Raw genomic sequence first — 16320 nt, 5'->3', positions numbered from 1 at the left:
ATATTGAACAATTTAAGAGTCGCGTCTTAACTGAAGGTATAGCTGCTGCCTGTTACGGATCCAACCATGGGACTCGAGATAAAGAAGTCTGAATTTACTCCGCGTGATTATGAACGCTTTACTGGCAAGCTGTTCAGTAATCTGGATACGCTTAAAAAAATATTACAGCAGCCAGGCTTTGGTCAGGGGCAGGCAACACTGGGTGCTGAGCTTGAGCTCTATATTGTGGATCACCTAGGGCGTCCTCTTTCTGTGAATCGTGAAATTCAGAATGCATTTGGTGATCCGCAGCTCACCCTGGAGTTGAATCGCTTTAATCTTGAATACAACCTGACGCCTGTGGGCATAGGAGGGAAACCGTTTTCCAGAATTGAGTCTGAGATTTGCCAGGTATTGAGTAAGTTGAATAATCTCGCGGAACAATTTTCTGGCCGGGTATTACCAATCGGTATTCTGCCGACCTTAAAGCGTAATGATTTTGGCCCCCATGCGATGACGGATCTGTCTCGTTATCATGCATTAACCCGGGCACTGTCAGATATGCGGGGGGAAAGGCTAACGATCAAAATTGATGGTGCCGACCCTATTTCTCTGAGAGCTTCCGATGTCACCCTGGAAGGCGCTAATACCTCCTTGCAGATGCACTATCGAGTTCCTCCTGAACAGTTCGCGGATAGCTATAACGCGATTCAGTTGGTGACTCCTCTGGTGCTGGCGATTTCTGCTAATTCACCTTTTCTACTGGGTAACAGACTCTGGCATGAAACGCGTATTCCGTTGTTTAAGCATGCTATTGATGGGCGCGATCATCATCCGGTTAAAACCGGTGAGCCTGATCGGGTCAGTTTTGGCAACGGCTGGGTCAGGCAGGGGGTACATGAACTGTTTGCTGAAGCGGTTTACCTGCATCAACCTATCCTGCCGATCTGTGAGCCCGCCCGGTCAAGGCAAAACAGTGCTGAGGATTCAATGATGGATGTCTCAGCCCCGGCTGCCCCCTCTCTGTTTGAACTGTCCCTGCATCAGGGAACTATATGGCCCTGGAATCGGCCGGTCTACGATCCCCTGGATGGAGGACATTTACGAATTGAAATCAGGGCGCTTCCCGCCGGTCCCAGTGCCTGCGATATGATGGCAAATGCGGCACTGATTATTGGTTTAGCGGAAGGGTTGAAACCCCGGATTGAGGAGATTATTCCGGCGTTGCCGTTTCAGACATTGGAGCATAATTTCTATCAGGCCGCCGAGAAAGGAATGAAGGCCCGGTTACTTTGGCCGAACGGCCCCCGGGAACAACTGTCCCGTATACCGGTGACTGAGATTGTGACGGAGCTACTGCCAACGGCTCGAAAAGGTTTGCTAGGGTTAGGTATTAAGCTCGGAGAGGTTGATTACTATCTGGGTATTATCCGGCAGCGTATACAAGCCAGAACGAATGGTGCCTGCTGGCAGCTCCGGCAGTTTAATCGCTTATCCCGTTCATTAGTTAAGCACCGGGCACTGCGTTCAATGCTGGAGTCTTATATAACGCATTCAGGTAATAACCATCCGGTCGCTCAGTGGGAGGATATCTGATGACACGCAGGTTACACCCGATTCATTTTCTCCATAATCCATCGCCAGATGCATTGCCGGAAGATGTCGGAGAGTTTCTGCGGCAATTAGGGGGAGCGACTCTGATTGTTGTGGAGGGACGGGATAATAGTCGTTGTCGTGCCATCGTTACGTTGCTGCATGGTAACGAGCCGTCTGGCGCCAAGGCTATATTGCGATGGCTACGCAGCGGAGAGCGTCCAGCGGTTAAGATAATCTGCCTGATCGCATCGGTGCAAACCGCGCTGCATGGGACGCTGTTTCGCTATCGGCAAATACCGGGGCAGCGGGATATGAACCGCTGCTTTAACCCCCCGTTCAATGATCCGCCGGGACATGTGGCCAGCCATTTGATAGAGCTTTTAGCGCACTATCAGCCGGAAGCGGTATTGGATATTCACAATACGTCAGGTATGAGTCCTGCTTTCGGTGTTGTTACCTATGAAAGTACGGCCCATGAAGCGCTGGTGAGTCTTTTTACCCGGCGGGTGATTGTGACAGAGTATCGTTTGGGATCATTGATGGAGCTTAGCTGCGATCAGCAGCCTGTCGTGACGATAGAGTGTGGGGGAGCCCGCCAGCCCGAAGCTGATCTGATAGCTGAGAAAGGCTTACAAAGCTATTTCTTTACTGATGATGTACTACAGGGTGAGCCAGGCCTGGTGATGGACCGTTATCGTCGTGCAGTACGCTTTGAATTACAGCCCGACTGCCGAATTGCCTATGCAGACCAACCTGTTTTGGGTGTTGATCTGACGATCTCCCTTGATGTGGAAAAGTTTAATTTTGCTGTGATACCTGCGCTTACCCGATTGGGATGGCTTGGCCCTAGAGGAGTCTCGGCTTTCCAGGTGTTGAGTGCGAATGGGGAGAATGTTTTGCCGCAGTATTTCCTGAGTAAATCGAACGGTTTATATTCCGCTCAGCAATTGAAGCTCTTTATGGTGACGACTAATCCGGCTATTGCGCAAAGTGACTGCCTGCTTTATGCCTGCGCAGAAACGGAACATGAACAATGCCAGAGCAGATAGAAAGGGCTGCGTATAGCTTCCAGGTTGATAATATGGCGTGGATATACAGTGTGATCAGGTGCCTGGATAGATTCTGCTCAGCTTTCTGATCCTCAGCAATAGCAGGGCCTGGAAAGGGTTTAATAAAGTTATGCAGGGTTTTCCCCAGAGGTTATGCACAGATATTGTGGGTAACCCTGGTATCTGTCTAACCTGCTTTTTTCAGGATGGCGACACCCTGCTTATAGCCCAGACCTCCGTTACCATGCACTGCGCCTATCTGATGGTCCGGGCTGGTAATTAGCTGCTGGTGCATTTCAATCAGGCTGTTCAGCGCAGGATTGTTCCAGGGGCCTTTGGCAAGATTCATCCCGCCGGTAATCGTAATCAGGTGTTGTTCAAGAAATTCTGGAACCTGTTCTAACAGATCGACCAGACCACTCGCCAACAGGAATGCGATAGGGACAACGGGATAGCAGGTGTAGGTTTCTAATAGCGCATCGCCGGCACGAAACTGTGCGGCAAAATCGATACCGGATTGCTGGCAGGCATCGGTGTAGGCCTGCTGCAGGTGTTCATAACTGACGATATCTTCTATGTGTTGTTTCCCGTCACCCGGGGTATAGCCCAGCCCTACTCCGGTTATTTCCAGCTGCTCTGCTACGGGTATATCCAGTAACTGAGTGACTTTTTCGTTCCCGATGAGTATGCGCCCGGAAAAGTCTATCAGTGGGTTGGCGCAGTCAACGCCACGAAACAGGGGAGTGATATGGTTGTACCAGCGTTCGTCTGGAAGCTGTTCAGCAGACAACTTGTCGGAGATGACATTACGGTAACTACATTTATAGTTCTCAAACAGGTGATGGGCTAGCTGGTGGAATTGTTTAGCATCAGCGCCGTGGCGATGAATGAATTGCTCGGCCAGTTCATTGTAAGCTGCTGTGAGAGGATAGTCTTTGCCATAAACCGCCATCAGATCCAGTCGTTGCTCCCGGTCATATCCGGTCTTAAGCAGATCTTTACCGCTAATAATTACCGCGTCTGATTTACCGCTGGTAATCAGGTCCCGAGCCAGGGCTGTCGCTTCTATGGGCCCGCAACCACTGCGGAAATGGTTGGCTTCGATCTCGCTGTGCCAGGGAGTACTGAGGGGATCAATGATTAATTCTGTAATATTAATGTTGTTTTGATGTAGCTGGTTTTCAAGTGCCAGGCAGTGCTGAAGTGAACCGCTGTTATCAACAGTTTTTGCAGAAGCGAATAGTAGGGCCTTAGACATAACAGAGCGTCCTTCAGATTTTCGAAAGACTGATGTTATCAGGGTTTTCCTTTATTGGGTAAGGGAGGAGCGCCGGAACTGTTCAAAACCGGCGCGGAATAAACTCAGGCGGCCTGAGTTTTAGGATCGTTTCCGTAGTCATTGTTACCGGATTTGCCTTCCAGAATCATAAATACCAGCAATACCAAAGCTCCAATGATAGGAATCAGTATAAGCAGGAGCCACCAACCGGCTCGCCCGGTGTCGTGTAGTCGGCGAATCGTGACTGCAATTGCAGGTAGTAAGACCGCCAGTGCATAAATACCGCCCAGTAAACCAGTAGTGCCAATCAGGTTATCAACAAAACCAAGCACGATGGCTACGATTAAATTAAACAGTGTAAACATCCAGTATTCTTTACGACGGGCACGTCCGGAGAATCCAACATAATTTTTTAGTACAGCAAGATACCAGTTCATATCTCTTCCTTTGAACTCGGGTTTGAGGAGTGAAGCATTCTTACAAAGTTAGCCAGTTGAAATATACTTTTAAACCAGTAATTCACATATTAACTACTTCGTCTGCGGTACTCTATCCGAGTGATTCAGGAGGGTCAATATAGCGTATTGACCATAACGGGGGATGACTGAGTGTTGGGATAACCAAAAGCCTTCGGGAAGAGGGCTTTGATAAGGTTTACAGTAAGTTAACTGATCATTTCTGGAATATATGCAGTGGTGATCGGTTTGTCGGGAAGGGTGTAACGTCCAGTCAGGATAGAGTGGAGCCATAGCGATAAAAAGAGATAAAAAAAGCTGCTAATTAGCAGCTTTATGAATGGCGGGAGCTAATGCTACTAGTCCTTGTCTAATAACCGGATGCCGCGCTCTTCAATAGCGATAGTACGCTCTTTATAGAGCCTGCCGATTGAAAGTTTGAAGGCTTTTTTGCTACAACTGAATAGTTTTTTGATCAGCTCAGGGGAGGTTTTATCGTTCGCTGCGATATAGCCGTCATGCTCTTCTAATAAGCGAAGAATCCGTTTGGTCAGATCGTCGGTTTTACCATACCCCAGTTGTTGCAGGCTTAGATTAATCTTGCCATCGGGACGAACCAGCTTTATGAAACCCTTCATACGCTGGCCATAACGAATCGGCTTGAATACGTCGCTATCGTACACAACTCCCCAATGCTGACCATTAATGATCGCTTTGTAGCCGATGTGGGTGTGGTCTTCGATAATAAGGTCTACCTGCTGACCTTTTTCATAGCTGTGCGGGTAGTTATCCAGGAATTTATTCAGTTTTGTCGTGCCGGCAATTCGATCTGTTTCCTGATCAAGATAGATATAAACAATCTGCTCCTGATCTTTTTCAACGGTCTTTTTTTGTTCACTAAAAGGAACGAGAAGATCTTTGGGAAGGCCCCAATCAAAGAAGGCACCGATGCGATTCAGATCAACGACTTTGAGGCAGGCGAAATCGCCGACCTGTGCCTTGGGTGTTTCTGTGGTTGCGATCAGAAAATCATCTGAGTCGCGGTAGATAAATACCTTGAGACTATCGCCAATGGCCGTGTTATCAGGAACATATCGCTGTGGTAGCAGAATCTCTCCCAGCTCTTCGCCGTTAAGATAGACGCCGAATTTAACTTCTTTGACCACTTCCAGAGTGTTGAACCGGCCGATCATTGCCATGGGATTCTGTGCCTCGTAAAAAAATAAAAAACGGAGAAGGACTCCGTTTTAGGATCAGTGTCTTGCGGGATTACTTATGAGTGGTCTTTTAAAAACTCAGGGTCAAGCTTCAGCTCGTTATTACTGTTAATACCGATTCCCCGCTCGCGGATGTTCTTGGCTATTAATTTAGCTTCTTCCAGTGAGTGCATATCGTAGGTACCGCACTGGTACTCGTTAAGCTCTGGAATTTCGCTCTGCTTTTCTACTTGTTGAACATCATCCATCGCTGCCAGCCAGGCATCTGCAACTTGTTGCTCTACAGGGGTACCGATCAGGCTCATGTAAAAGCCGGTACGGCATCCCATCGGTGAGATGTCGATAATCTCAACACCGTTACCATTCAGATGGTCGCGCATAAAGCCTGCAAAGAGGTGTTCAAGTGTATGGATCCCTTTTTCTGTCAGGATCTCTTCATTAGGCAAGCAAAAGCGTAGATCAAAGACGGTAATAGTATCGCCGCCAGGGGTTGTCATTGTCTTAGCAACACGCACTGCCGGAGCATTCATACGGGTGTGATCAACAGTAAAACTATCTAACAGAGGCATGTCGGAATCTCATTGGGTATTACAAATAATATTATGAGCTGATTATCCCAGTATTACGCTGGGAAATTAACCCTTATGGGATGATTTCTTTTCAGCCTGTTAATTGTTTATATCTCTTTCAGTCGGTTTAGCAGTTTACGGGCGGGGAAACCGAGTTTTTTCTCTAATTTTTTGGCGCCGTTAAGCAGTGTTCGTGGGTTTGATTCAGGTTTGCCTCCGCGAAAAGCAAAGGCGACCAGGTTTCCGCTATCTACGGTACAGCAGAGCCAATTGTTACCGAACAGCTCGGTCAGTTGTTGGCTGGCTAATGGGTGGAAGCCTTGTCCCTCATCCCAGAGATTTAAAATCAGCACCCCCTGATCATTGAGCAAGCGGAAACAGGCCTGCAGATACTCCTGCTGCAGTTGCTGGTGTTGCATGCCGGTATCGGTATACAGGTCGGTGAAGATCATGTCCTGAGGCTCGTTAGCGTGCTGGAGATACACCAGAGCATCATTCACGTTAATGGTAAGGCGGTCAGACACCGGCAGCATAAAATATTTAGCGGCGGTCGCTACGACCTGGGGGCGAAGCTCTACAACGTCGATCATTACATGCTCTGAATAACTCAGTAATGCCTGTACCAGTGAACCTCCACCCAGTCCCAGCATTAAGACCCGGTGTGGACTGGGTTGGTAGAGCAGGCCGAGTAGCATCGCTTGCATATATTGATAGACAGGGTATTCCGGGCGGTTGATTTCAATCCGGCTTTGTTCTCCGCCAGAACCAAAGCTCAGATAGCGAAAGGGGCCATCATCATAAATATAAATGGGGCCGTATTCGTCGAAGTAGCGGGCAATCTCTGTGCCTGGCGGGTTATTCAAAGGGAGCTCCAAAATAAATGCTTCAAATATATTGCGCTGCAATATAAAGATTGACGCAGGTCAGTCTTTTCAGGTCCAAGATTAAACCTGCGCAACTTTTCTTTGAGTCAGTGGTTATTTTTTCATCTAAATTAGCTACTAAGTTGAACAGCATGCGCGGCTGACTTCTCCTATCATTAATGATCTGCAGTAGAGATAAAAAAATAAAAGGCGGGATAAACCTATGAGAAAAAGTCAGTTGGCGACAGCTTATTGTATCGGCTGTGGTTGTAATGACCACCACAGTTGTGACACCGATTATGGAAAGTGTACCTGGATCATCGTTGACCGGGAGTTGAATGTAGGCGTATGTAGTGGTTGTGAAGCAGCCTTAGCCTCTTGGCAGCAAGGAGCAAGAACCGCTCCGATGATGCAAACTCAGGCGAGCCTTTAAGATTGAGCCTTGTGTAGTCTGGTAGGTTAGGTTGTAGAGTAAAAGTGACAGATGCCATAAGAAAAAAGGAGCCACTGGCTCCTTTTTTGTTTTTTTCTAGCTAACTGTTAAGTATCTATACTTAACGTTTACCCATTCTGCGAATCGCCTGCGGAGTAAAGTCACTGTGCTTGAAGCGAGCGTTGAAATCAAAACCATCGCCTTCTTCATTTGTCAGACTACCTACCAGGTAACGACCAGATTGCAGATCATATAGCGCTTCGGCTGTTAACCAGGGCACCTGAGCATCCTGATACTGCATCTGGTGAGCTTCACCAACACGCCAGAGCTGGCCTCGGCCATCAAAGTGATCCACAACGGCTGCTTGCCAGCTGTCCTCATCTATATAGAAGACTCGCTTGGCGTAGACGTGACGAGCGCCCTCTTTGAGTGTTGCTTCTACTTTCCATACCCGGTGTAGTTCGTATCGATTATAGGCTGGATTGAGGTGCCCCTTAGTCAGAATGTCTTTATATTTCAGGGTGCGGTCAGCCAGCTTGTAGCTGTTGTAAGGGATATAGATTTCCTCTTTACCGACCAGATTCCAGTTATATCGATCCGGCGCTCCGTTAAACATATCCAGGTTATCGGAGGTACGCTGACCGTCAGAGGCGGTGCCTGGAGCATCGTAAGCGATTTGAGGTGCCCGGCGTACACGTCGTTGGCCGGCATTATAAATCCATGCCTCACGGGGTTTGGCGATCTGATTTTGAGCTTCATGTACCAGCAGGACATTGCCGGTTAAACGTGCCGGTGCTTTTATCTGCTGGACAAAATAGAACAGAATATTGTCATCTTTAGCGGTGCGACCCTCTTTGAGATAGTTAGGCCAGGACATTTTCTCAGTGATTTTTACCGGTACAAAATTGCCATTGGCGTGTACAGGTACCTGCACAAATGTCCGCTCGAGCGCACCTCCACGGTAGCGGGTCATATGATTCCAGATCGCTTCGAGGCCGTTCTGAGGAATAGGAAAAGGTACGCCTTCCAGAGTGTTGCTGCTCAGGCCATTGCCGTTGTCTATCAGTTCTGATTGCACGGCATTGCTGCGAGCATTGTCATATTGCAGCTGGGGCAGGGATGCACTGCGATGGGTCGGATAGATATTCATCTTGAATGTATCCGGGTATTTGGCCAGTAGCGCCAGCTGCCCCTCCGTTAAATGCTGCTTATGCTCCGCAGCGTTCTGAGCGGTGATGGTCAGTATTGGCTGTTCATCGGCATATGGGTCTTTAAAACGCTCGCCACCGGGGGGGAGGCCGCCATCCCAGGCAGGAATAGTGCCGGCGGCATTGCCCGCTACTTCAGCACCTATCGGTGTCAGGCTTGTGCCTAACTTAGCCGCTTCTGTTTCAGAAACAGCAGCCATGAGTGGCAGGCTAAGACTTAAACCCATAGCAGAGCTAAGGATCAGTGCAGTCGATTTAAACGTCATAATGTTCTCCTGTAATCCTTAACAATTAAAATGAGGCTGATGCGCTAAGTGAGAGGTAATCACGGTCTTCAATGCCGTTATAATCGCCACCAAAGAAGCTGGTATAGCCCAGCTGTGCCTGGTATTGATTCAGGTAATCGGCGGTCAGACTGAAGGTTGCTGCGGATTCACCTTCGCGAAAAGCTGCGCCTGGTTCAGGCCCATTACCTTCGAGGCCTTGCTTCAGGCTGAGTTGGGGGGTTAGGTTAATACCAGCAAAGACATCAGAGTAATTGAGGCTGGCCCGAACTACATAGCCATAAGAATCTTGGGTAACAAACCCCTCGGTTTCACCTGCAGCATATCCGAAGGTACCATGTCGACCGTATTTAAGCGCATTGGCACCTTCATCGAAGTCATTAATATGAGTCCAGCCAAGTTCACCTATCAGAGTTAATCGACTTGCTCCAAGGGTATTGTCAAAGAATTGCAAGAAACTGGTTTGTATCTGGGTTACGTCGAAGGTGCTATATCCATTAACATCTTCGCCTATGTTTGAGCTGGCAATAAGACTATCTGCGGCAGCATTACCACTGCTTGATCCCAGGCCTTCTCTGAGAATGGCAGCCACTAACAGAGGACCGTTTATCTGAATAGGCACGTTTGTTTTGTGCGTAACTTCTCCGGACCAGGCAACCGTTCCCAGTGTAGTATTGAAACTGAGACCAAGCATTTCGATATCTTCAGGGTATTCAATGAAATATTCTGAAGTAAATACACCGGGCACTCCTCCTGCTAAATATTTCACACCGCTGGAGATGGGTAAGCGGCTATGGTACTTGGCGAAGTAGAGACCAAATTCTGTGTCATTTAATTCTTCCGCAAAATACCTGAATGCTATACCAAACTGCCCCTCATCATCGGCTTCACGACGACCATCTTCATGTCTGTTGATGACAAAAAGACCGCCAGCCGTATCGAAGTATGCTGCATCAGATTGCAGTGTTGGGGGAATTAAGGTCGAACGGATTCGGATACCGTCGCACCCTTCAGCACCAAAGTCATTAGTGGAGAAATAGGTGCCGCAGCCGTCAATAGCAGTCGGTTCCCACTTAAGCTGATAGAAAGCTTCCATGCTTAGGTTATCTGTTAGTCCCAGGGAGGCAAAGGCCATATTAACTGGAAGGAGGGCTTCTTTGACTTCAACCCCTGCGCGACGGACTGCGCTGACATCAACAGGGTTGATTGCATTCAATCCACCCTGAATGAAAGTACTCTCTCCCCAATTTATAACTTGGCGTCCTAGCCTTATATCCAAGGGCTGATTATTAAGTTCAAATGAACCAAAAAAATAGGCATCAAGGATTTCAGCCCCAGAGAAACGAGCATACTCATTAAAACCGTTATCACTTAATGTGCGTCCGTCTGAGTAGGCGTTTAAAGTATTACCGTGAGGTCGCTTCCCGTCTTCTAATTCTTTGTCATACCAGTATTTTCCACGAATAAATGCGCCGTAATTCTCATAATTCAATTCAAGATCATGGACGCCTTTAAAGACAGTAGAAAACGCGTTCCCCTCTTTGAAGTTTAGGTTTGCATCATCATAACTACCGGAACCTTCACCTGATCCAAGATTAGCTTTTGAAACTAAGCGTGAATCTGCATCTTCCATCCTGATGCTGGTGCCAATGGACAGCTGCGAATCAAAACGGCCTTCGATCTCCCCAAAATTAAATTCAACAGCGACTACAGGGGTTGCCAGGGTCGCTGTGAAGAGTGCGAGGGATATGCTCTGCGAGAGCCTGTTACGTGTCGGGGTAGGGCGCCAGGGGGCTGACGTCCTTATCGATCTGTGGGCCATTTTGTTCACCTTTGCGGTAATTTGTTATTTTTGTCTGTTCAGCTACACCGGTTGTGCCGGAGTTGCCTGTCTTCTGATCCGAATTTGCTGGTCAATGAACAGAGCAGTACTCGTGATATGAATATAAGGCAGGATAGATAATCCGTTATCCATGGCTATATTCACAATAACAATAGCTGTCATTTTTAATGACAAAAAATGTCTGGGCTGTTTTTTTGATTTTTAATGATATAAGTTAAAAGAATAGCTTATAACTGCATCTAAAATACAATAACAATTACAAAGTAGAGTGAAAAACGATGGAAAAAACCATCACAGTGCCGTCCGGCTATGTCAGATACCTGCTCATGCAAGTTGATAAGCAGGGGTATAATCTAGAAGAATTACTAGCAGAAGTAGGTATTGATCCCACCGAAATTGAGCGACGAACAGAGTTTTCTGCTATCAAATTCGGTCAGCTGTATCAGCGGATTATGTGGACAGCCCAGGATGAATCTTTTGGTATGGTATCAGGAGGGCGGGTACCAAACGGTACTTTTCGGATGATGTGCCATTCCATAATCCACTGTCCGACTCTGGAGCGTGCGATCTATCGTTGTAGTGCTTTCTATGAGATCTGTCGTGGCACTATGGTTAAACCTTATCTGGTCCGTAAAGGGCGCTATGCAAAGATCTCTTTTGCTCCGGTGAGTTCTGTTCCTGAGAAAGAAGTACGGGAGATGTTGCGAAATGAAGCGCCTGCCATTGTACGTACGGGGCTGTCTATGTGGCATCATTTTATCAGTTGGCTGATCGGTTCCCGGCTGGATTTGAAAGCAGCCTATTTTACTTTTCCCCAACAGGAAGACAGTTATCATTATGAGACACTGTTTCAGTCAGAGATTAAGTTTGATCAGCATGATAATGCGATTGTATTCCCAGCACGTTTTCTTGATTACCCGATTCTTCAGAATGATGAAAGCCTTCGTGGGTTTCTGCAGACAGCGCCCTATCAGTTGATTGTGATGGTCGATAACGACCAGAGTCTGCGCTCTCAGGTTAAAGCAATGCTGGGTAAAGATTTTAGTCGGGAACTGCCTGGTGCCGAAGAGGTGGCATTTAAACTCAATATGTCAGTGTCGACATTGCGCAGGCGTTTGGCCGATGAGAATAGCTCCTATCAGAAGATAAAAGATGATTGTCGTAAGAAAGCGGCAATTAACTATATGGACTCGCCCCAACTGTCTATTAATGATGTGGCTGCCCTGATGGGTTTTGACGAACCGTCTGCTTTTTTCCGGTCGTTTAAAAAGTGGACAGGGATGACGCCGGGGGAGTATCGCAGAAGCGAAACCTATGGTCAGAAGTACAGTTTAGGAATGAACTAATAGCGTGGCAGATGTCTTGAGATATCTGCAATTATTACGAACGAAGAAAAAGCGACAGTTTTTTAAATTTTCCCTTTCTAAACTATTGACACAAACACGGAATCCTTTATTATACGCCACCTCACTGGAGGGGTGGCTGAGTGGTCGAAAGCACTGGTCTTGAAAACCAGCGAGGGTTAATAGCCCTCCCAGGGTTCGAATCCCTGCCCCTCCGCCATTAAGTGAGAATAGTGTTCCTCGATAGCTCAGTTGGTAGAGCAGTAGACTGTTAATCTATTGGTCGCTGGTTCGAGTCCAGCTCGAGGAGCCAGATGGGACGTTAGCTCAGTTGGTAGAGCAGTTGGCTTTTAACCAATTGGTCATAGGTTCGAATCCTATACGTCCCACCACTCTCTTCTCGGAGAGTAGTGGATAGGGGAAAAAGAAGTCTCGGTGTGGGACGTTAGCTCAGTTGGTAGAGCAGTTGGCTTTTAACCAATTGGTCATAGGTTCGAATCCTATACGTCCCACCACTTCTTATAAATAGCCACCGAAGGGTGGTTTTTTTATGCCTGAAATTTGTGGCACATACAGGATGAGAACCGTACCCGAAGGGAGGTTCGAGCCGAGCGTAGCGAGACAACGCCGGAGCCTGCGACGGCAGCCCGCAGGGCAAGCGCGAAGCGCGCAGTAATCCTATACGTCCCACCACTTTTTATAAATAGCCACCGCAGGGTGGTTTTTTTATGCCTAAAAAATACAGACCGCATCTTCGATGCTTGCCTGACGGCGCTACGCGCCTTGCTAGTGGCTCGCACGCTTCGATAAAACTTACTTTGCAAATTGGTTTGTGCTTGTGCTTTTTCTAGTAGGAATCAAAGATTCCGTTCTGGCATGTCACGGAGTGACGTCTAGCTACTGCTCTTATCTTCTCGATATTCTATGCCGGTAATTTCGTACCAGGTTTCGTTACCGTCAGGCCGTTGGATAGAAAACTCATCTCCGATGTGTTTTTTTAACAGCTGCCGGGCCATCGGTGAGTCCAGACTGATGTATCCGGCAAGATCACCAATCTCATCGGGGCCGACAATGCGGTAACAGGCTTCTTTTTCCTGTTCGTCGATTACCGTTACCCAGGCACCAAAGAAAACCGTGTTGTGGTCGTCAGGTAGTCGGTCAACGACAGTTAATATATCCAGTCGCTTGGACAGATACCTTACCCGGTAGTCGATCTCTCGCAGCTGTTTTTTGCCGTAAATATACTCGGCATTCTCGGAGCGATCACCCTGCGCTGCCGCTTCTTTAACCGATTGGGTGATAGCAGGGCGCTTTACTTTCCATAGGTACCTCAGCTCATCGTCCAGACGCTTAGCGCCAGCGGCGGTGATGTAAGGTGATTTAGGTTGCCCTGGAGGTCGATAGCGTCCCATTCTTCGGTATTAGCTCTCAGAAAATATTAGAAATATGGTAGATGAACTGACTATAGCTGATTCTACTTTATTTCGTAGCAGAGGGTTCAAAAACTCCTGTGTAGAAATGATTTTCTGAGAGAAAGACGGCAGTAAGAGCTTCTGATAATTGAATCATAGGTTGCAAAATAGAGTATGTAAAAGCCGGTTCTTCTGCACAGGAAGCCTGTTTTTTATAGCAGGCGTCCGCGATACGCTTAATGATTAAGCTGTGATCAGTAACAGGTTTAGAAAATATCCCCCGCATATCAGCATCAGGAAGAGTATCAGAGCGAGTAGTAGTGGTTTCGGCCCAGCCTGTTTAATGGTGTGCCAGCGGGTTTGTAGTCCGAGGGCTGCCATCGCCAGTGCCAGACAGAACTGGCTTGCCAGTTTAAGCAGGTTGAGCAGGGGCTCGGGCAGCGCCACCAGACTATTGATGCCAGTCGCTGCGATAAAACCCAGCACGAACCAGGGGATGATGATGTGTTGGCCTGATGTGTCGCTGGTGGTTCTGCTAAGGTGAGAGCTCAAGAGTAAAATGAAAGGCGCTAACATCATCACCCTGATCAGTTTTACGACGACGGCAGTTTGCAGCGTTTCTCCGCTGATCGCCTCACCGGCGGCTACTGCCTGAGCGACTTCATGTACAGTGCTGCCGATATAGATGCCGAAGGTCTGCTCGCTCATACTAGAGAACTGATAAATTAGCGGGTAGCTAAACATGGCGATAGTACCGAACAGCACTACCGTGGCGATGGCGACGGAAACGTGTTGCTGTTTCGGTTTTAGTACCGATTCGGTGGCCAGAACGGCTGCAGCACCACAAATGGCACTGCCTACAGAGGTCAGAATGGCGATGTCTCTGTGCAATTTAAAAACCCTTATGCCGATCCATGTGCCCATGCTGAAAATTATAAAAATCATTAACGCATCCAGCAACAGTGCCTGCCAGCCCACAGCGAAAATTTGTTCCATACTGAGGCTGAAGCCGAATAGGATGATGCCGCTACGGAGTAGTCTTTGTTGGCAGAAACGAGTGATTCGGGTGTCACTCTTATTGAGAGGGCGATGGTTGAAGTGTCCCCAGATCATTCCTATTACAATTGCCAGAGGTAATGCGCTCAGACCGAATTGTTCAATGGCTTCCAGACTGGATAGTCCGATTGCGAGTGCGGCGATAATCGGTAGTAGTATGAGCCTGGACATAATCGCGACCTTGTTCTGCGAGGTGAATCAGATTGACTTGGGTTGTCGGAACGGGGCTATCTTCCATTTTTTAAATGGTTAAGTAAAATGGATGTTTCTAACATCTAATATAAGAAAAACCGAATAGTGAGTCTTTCCCTGAAACAACTGAAAATATTTGAGGCTACCGCTCGTCTGGGCAGGCTGACTGCTGCCGCTGATGAGCAGGCGCTGAGTCAGTCGGCTGCCAGTCAGGCGCTAAAGGAGCTGGAGTCATCGCTCGGGTATCGATTGTTTAGTCGAAATGGTCGTGAACTGGTGATGACCGATCTGGGTGAGGATGTTTTGCCCCGGGTGCGGGATATTCTGAATACTGTTGAGAGCCTGAATGCGCCCTATAGCAGTGGCGTTAGCGGTGCGTTTCGTGTGGCTGCCAGTGTGACAATTGCCAGCTACCTGTTTCCTTCGATTATGGCTGACTTTTTGGCGCGTTATCCTGATGTGGAGCCGGATCTGCAGATTAATAATACCGGTCAGGTGATAGAGCGCCTGGAGAAGCAGCAGGCACATGTGGGTTTGATTGAGGGGCCTGCTTCTCATCATCAATTACAAATTATTCCCTGGCGTAACGATTCACTGCAGATTTTTTGTCACCCAAATCACCCACTGGCACAGCAGGGGGTTCTGAGTATTGATCAGATGCCTCAGCAACGTTGGATTCTTCGGGAGCCAGGCTCCGGTACACGAGCTGTCTTTGACCGGGCGATTCAGCAGGCCGGTGTGAGTGTTAAGACGGTGATGGCGCTTAATCGTCAGGAAGCGATTAAACAATCGGTAAAGGCAGGCCTTGGTATCGGTTGCCTGTCACAGTTATCGGTTGCAGAAGAGTTACGGCGGGGGGAATTGGTGAAGCTGGAAACCTCGCTTGAGCTATCCCGTCAGCTGTCCGTTGTTGTGCGCCCTGAAATTGGTTCCAGTAAGTTGGTTCAGGCTTTTTTGCGATTACTGGACGTCTAAATAATCAGGACAGCGATGACCAATAAATATCTTATAAATATCAGAAATTACTCAATAAATTAATCTATTGGCCGAAGTAGAAGGAGACTCTACTTAAAGCCGGTATGAAAATCGATAATGCAGATTGAACGGATTGAACAGCGGATAGAAAACTACACGTCATCGTTGGCCCATGCGGTAAACGAAGGGCGGGGTGCGCAGTTTTCTATGTTGTTAAGCCTGATCAATGCGTCTGAGGATCTGGCGCAGAAAAAGCAGACGACTTCTACAGGGTTCAGCCTGCCGGAAGATCAACCGATTGAATACCCTGATCCGGATAGTCTCTACAGTGGTGAAGTGGTTGAGCGGTTGAACGGCGCTGTTCATGACGTTCATCAGGGAGATTTTGCGTATCTGTTGAGCCATATCGCTTATAAGACTGAAACACCCACCAATGCTTCTGCAAGTGCTGATCATTTTGCCAGAATCGGATTGGCATCTGCGGGGCGGCTGATGCTGGATGAGATTGATCGCTCGGGCCAGCAGTTTAGCGCCACGGCTTAAAGGCTTATACAGATCCGGTTGGGC

At 47.9% G+C, this 16320-nt stretch carries 15 protein-coding genes, 4 tRNA genes and 1 other RNA gene; 11 read left to right on the top strand and 9 right to left on the bottom strand.

Features of this window, described 5'->3' with window-relative positions:
• Positions 1-66 precede the first annotated feature (66 nt).
• The gene (locus AMJAP_RS15155) at positions 67-1575 is read left to right on the top strand and encodes a hypothetical protein (RefSeq protein ID WP_019622604.1); all 1509 of its coding nucleotides are present in this window, start codon (positions 67-69) and stop codon (positions 1573-1575) included.
• Complete coding sequence (locus AMJAP_RS15150) at positions 1575-2624, top strand: M14 family metallopeptidase (RefSeq protein ID WP_019622605.1); 1050 nt, start codon at positions 1575-1577, stop codon at positions 2622-2624. Before AMJAP_RS15155 ends, AMJAP_RS15150 begins: the two co-directional genes overlap by 1 nt.
• A gap of 187 nt (positions 2625-2811) precedes the next feature.
• Here the strand turns inward: AMJAP_RS15150 and AMJAP_RS15145 are convergent, their stop codons facing one another.
• The 5 genes from AMJAP_RS15145 to AMJAP_RS15125 all read right to left on the bottom strand — a co-directional run bounded on the left by AMJAP_RS15145 (position 2812) and on the right by AMJAP_RS15125 (position 7007).
• Complete coding sequence (locus AMJAP_RS15145) at positions 2812-3882, bottom strand: beta-ketoacyl-[acyl-carrier-protein] synthase family protein (protein ID WP_019622606.1); 1071 nt, start codon at positions 3880-3882, stop codon at positions 2812-2814.
• 104 nt (positions 3883-3986) lie between these two features.
• The gene (locus AMJAP_RS15140) at positions 3987-4340 is read right to left on the bottom strand and encodes a DUF805 domain-containing protein (RefSeq protein WP_019622607.1); all 354 of its coding nucleotides are present in this window, start codon (positions 4338-4340) and stop codon (positions 3987-3989) included.
• A gap of 377 nt (positions 4341-4717) precedes the next feature.
• Complete coding sequence (locus AMJAP_RS15135; RefSeq protein WP_019622608.1) at positions 4718-5557, bottom strand: CvfB family protein; 840 nt, start codon at positions 5555-5557, stop codon at positions 4718-4720.
• A 74-nt stretch (positions 5558-5631) separates the two neighbouring features.
• Complete coding sequence (gene luxS, locus AMJAP_RS15130) at positions 5632-6144, bottom strand: S-ribosylhomocysteine lyase (RefSeq protein WP_019622609.1); 513 nt, start codon at positions 6142-6144, stop codon at positions 5632-5634.
• Between the two features lie 107 nt (positions 6145-6251).
• Positions 6252-7007 carry a spermidine synthase gene (locus AMJAP_RS15125; protein ID WP_156815242.1) on the bottom strand — a complete coding sequence of 252 codons (756 nt, stop codon included), beginning with the start codon at positions 7005-7007 and terminating at the stop codon, positions 6252-6254.
• Positions 7008-7230: 223 nt separating this feature from the next.
• Between AMJAP_RS15125 and AMJAP_RS15120 the strand changes: the two genes are divergently transcribed.
• A complete protein-coding gene (locus tag AMJAP_RS15120) occupies positions 7231-7440 on the top strand; it encodes a hypothetical protein (RefSeq protein WP_083935395.1) in 210 nt (69 codons plus the stop codon).
• A gap of 121 nt (positions 7441-7561) precedes the next feature.
• Here the strand turns inward: AMJAP_RS15120 and AMJAP_RS15115 are convergent, their stop codons facing one another.
• Both AMJAP_RS15115 and AMJAP_RS15110 read right to left on the bottom strand, forming a co-directional pair.
• Positions 7562-8914: a DUF1329 domain-containing protein gene (locus AMJAP_RS15115; RefSeq protein WP_019622611.1), complete on the bottom strand. Its 1353-nt coding sequence runs from the start codon at positions 8912-8914 to the stop codon at positions 7562-7564.
• Positions 8915-8939: 25 nt separating this feature from the next.
• Positions 8940-10754 carry a DUF1302 domain-containing protein gene (locus AMJAP_RS15110; RefSeq protein WP_019622612.1) on the bottom strand — a complete coding sequence of 605 codons (1815 nt, stop codon included), beginning with the start codon at positions 10752-10754 and terminating at the stop codon, positions 8940-8942.
• A gap of 299 nt (positions 10755-11053) precedes the next feature.
• On the opposite strand from AMJAP_RS15110, the gene AMJAP_RS15105 reads away from it, so the two are divergent.
• The 6 genes from AMJAP_RS15105 (at position 11054) to AMJAP_RS15080 (ending at position 12811) form a co-directional block, all read left to right on the top strand.
• Positions 11054-12121: an AraC family transcriptional regulator gene (locus AMJAP_RS15105; RefSeq protein ID WP_019622613.1), complete on the top strand. Its 1068-nt coding sequence runs from the start codon at positions 11054-11056 to the stop codon at positions 12119-12121.
• 126 nt (positions 12122-12247) lie between these two features.
• Positions 12248-12338, top strand: a tRNA-Ser gene (locus tag AMJAP_RS15100).
• Between the two features lie 17 nt (positions 12339-12355).
• Positions 12356-12431, top strand: a tRNA-Asn gene (locus AMJAP_RS15095).
• Between the two features lie 3 nt (positions 12432-12434).
• A tRNA-Lys gene (locus AMJAP_RS15090) sits at positions 12435-12510 on the top strand.
• A 47-nt stretch (positions 12511-12557) separates the two neighbouring features.
• Positions 12558-12633, top strand: a tRNA-Lys gene (locus tag AMJAP_RS15085).
• 41 nt (positions 12634-12674) lie between these two features.
• Positions 12675-12811, top strand: a non-coding RNA gene (locus tag AMJAP_RS15080) — RtT sRNA.
• A gap of 200 nt (positions 12812-13011) precedes the next feature.
• Here the strand turns inward: AMJAP_RS15080 and greB are convergent.
• On the bottom strand, positions 13012-13530 hold the full coding sequence (gene greB / locus AMJAP_RS15075) for a transcription elongation factor GreB (RefSeq protein WP_019622614.1): 519 nt from the start codon (positions 13528-13530) through the stop codon (positions 13012-13014).
• A gap of 243 nt (positions 13531-13773) precedes the next feature.
• Entirely contained in the window at positions 13774-14757 is a 984-nt protein-coding gene (locus tag AMJAP_RS15070; RefSeq protein ID WP_019622615.1) for a YeiH family protein, read from the bottom strand.
• Between the two features lie 126 nt (positions 14758-14883).
• On the opposite strand from AMJAP_RS15070, the gene AMJAP_RS15065 reads away from it, so the two are divergent.
• Positions 14884-15753 carry a LysR family transcriptional regulator gene (locus AMJAP_RS15065; RefSeq protein WP_019622616.1) on the top strand — a complete coding sequence of 290 codons (870 nt, stop codon included), beginning with the start codon at positions 14884-14886 and terminating at the stop codon, positions 15751-15753.
• A gap of 117 nt (positions 15754-15870) precedes the next feature.
• On the top strand, positions 15871-16296 hold the full coding sequence (locus tag AMJAP_RS15060) for a hypothetical protein (RefSeq protein ID WP_019622617.1): 426 nt from the start codon (positions 15871-15873) through the stop codon (positions 16294-16296).
• Positions 16297-16320 lie beyond the last annotated feature (24 nt).

It is taken from the genome of Amphritea japonica ATCC BAA-1530 (assembly GCF_016592435.1).
Lineage (GTDB): Bacteria > Pseudomonadota > Gammaproteobacteria > Pseudomonadales > Balneatricaceae > Amphritea > Amphritea japonica.
The sequence above is the reverse complement of the archived record's forward strand: the minus strand, read 5'-3'. Positions and strand labels throughout refer to the sequence as shown.

Coding starts and splice junctions, on each gene's coding strand:
- AMJAP_RS15155 (WP_019622604.1), top strand. CDS start 67: ATGGGACTCGAGATAAAGAAGTCTGAATTTACTCCGCGTGATTATGAA.
- AMJAP_RS15140 (WP_019622607.1), bottom strand. CDS start 4,340: ATGAACTGGTATCTTGCTGTACTAAAAAATTATGTTGGATTCTCCGGA.
- AMJAP_RS15110 (WP_019622612.1), bottom strand. CDS start 10,754: ATGGCCCACAGATCGATAAGGACGTCAGCCCCCTGGCGCCCTACCCCG.
- AMJAP_RS15135 (WP_019622608.1), bottom strand. CDS start 5,557: ATGGCAATGATCGGCCGGTTCAACACTCTGGAAGTGGTCAAAGAAGTT.
- greB (WP_019622614.1), bottom strand. CDS start 13,530: ATGGGACGCTATCGACCTCCAGGGCAACCTAAATCACCTTACATCACC.
- AMJAP_RS15150 (WP_019622605.1), top strand. CDS start 1,575: ATGACACGCAGGTTACACCCGATTCATTTTCTCCATAATCCATCGCCA.
- AMJAP_RS15115 (WP_019622611.1), bottom strand. CDS start 8,914: ATGACGTTTAAATCGACTGCACTGATCCTTAGCTCTGCTATGGGTTTA.
- AMJAP_RS15060 (WP_019622617.1), top strand. CDS start 15,871: ATGCAGATTGAACGGATTGAACAGCGGATAGAAAACTACACGTCATCG.
- luxS (WP_019622609.1), bottom strand. CDS start 6,144: ATGCCTCTGTTAGATAGTTTTACTGTTGATCACACCCGTATGAATGCT.
- AMJAP_RS15105 (WP_019622613.1), top strand. CDS start 11,054: ATGGAAAAAACCATCACAGTGCCGTCCGGCTATGTCAGATACCTGCTC.
- AMJAP_RS15145 (WP_019622606.1), bottom strand. CDS start 3,882: ATGTCTAAGGCCCTACTATTCGCTTCTGCAAAAACTGTTGATAACAGC.
- AMJAP_RS15070 (WP_019622615.1), bottom strand. CDS start 14,757: ATGTCCAGGCTCATACTACTACCGATTATCGCCGCACTCGCAATCGGA.
- AMJAP_RS15120 (WP_083935395.1), top strand. CDS start 7,231: ATGAGAAAAAGTCAGTTGGCGACAGCTTATTGTATCGGCTGTGGTTGT.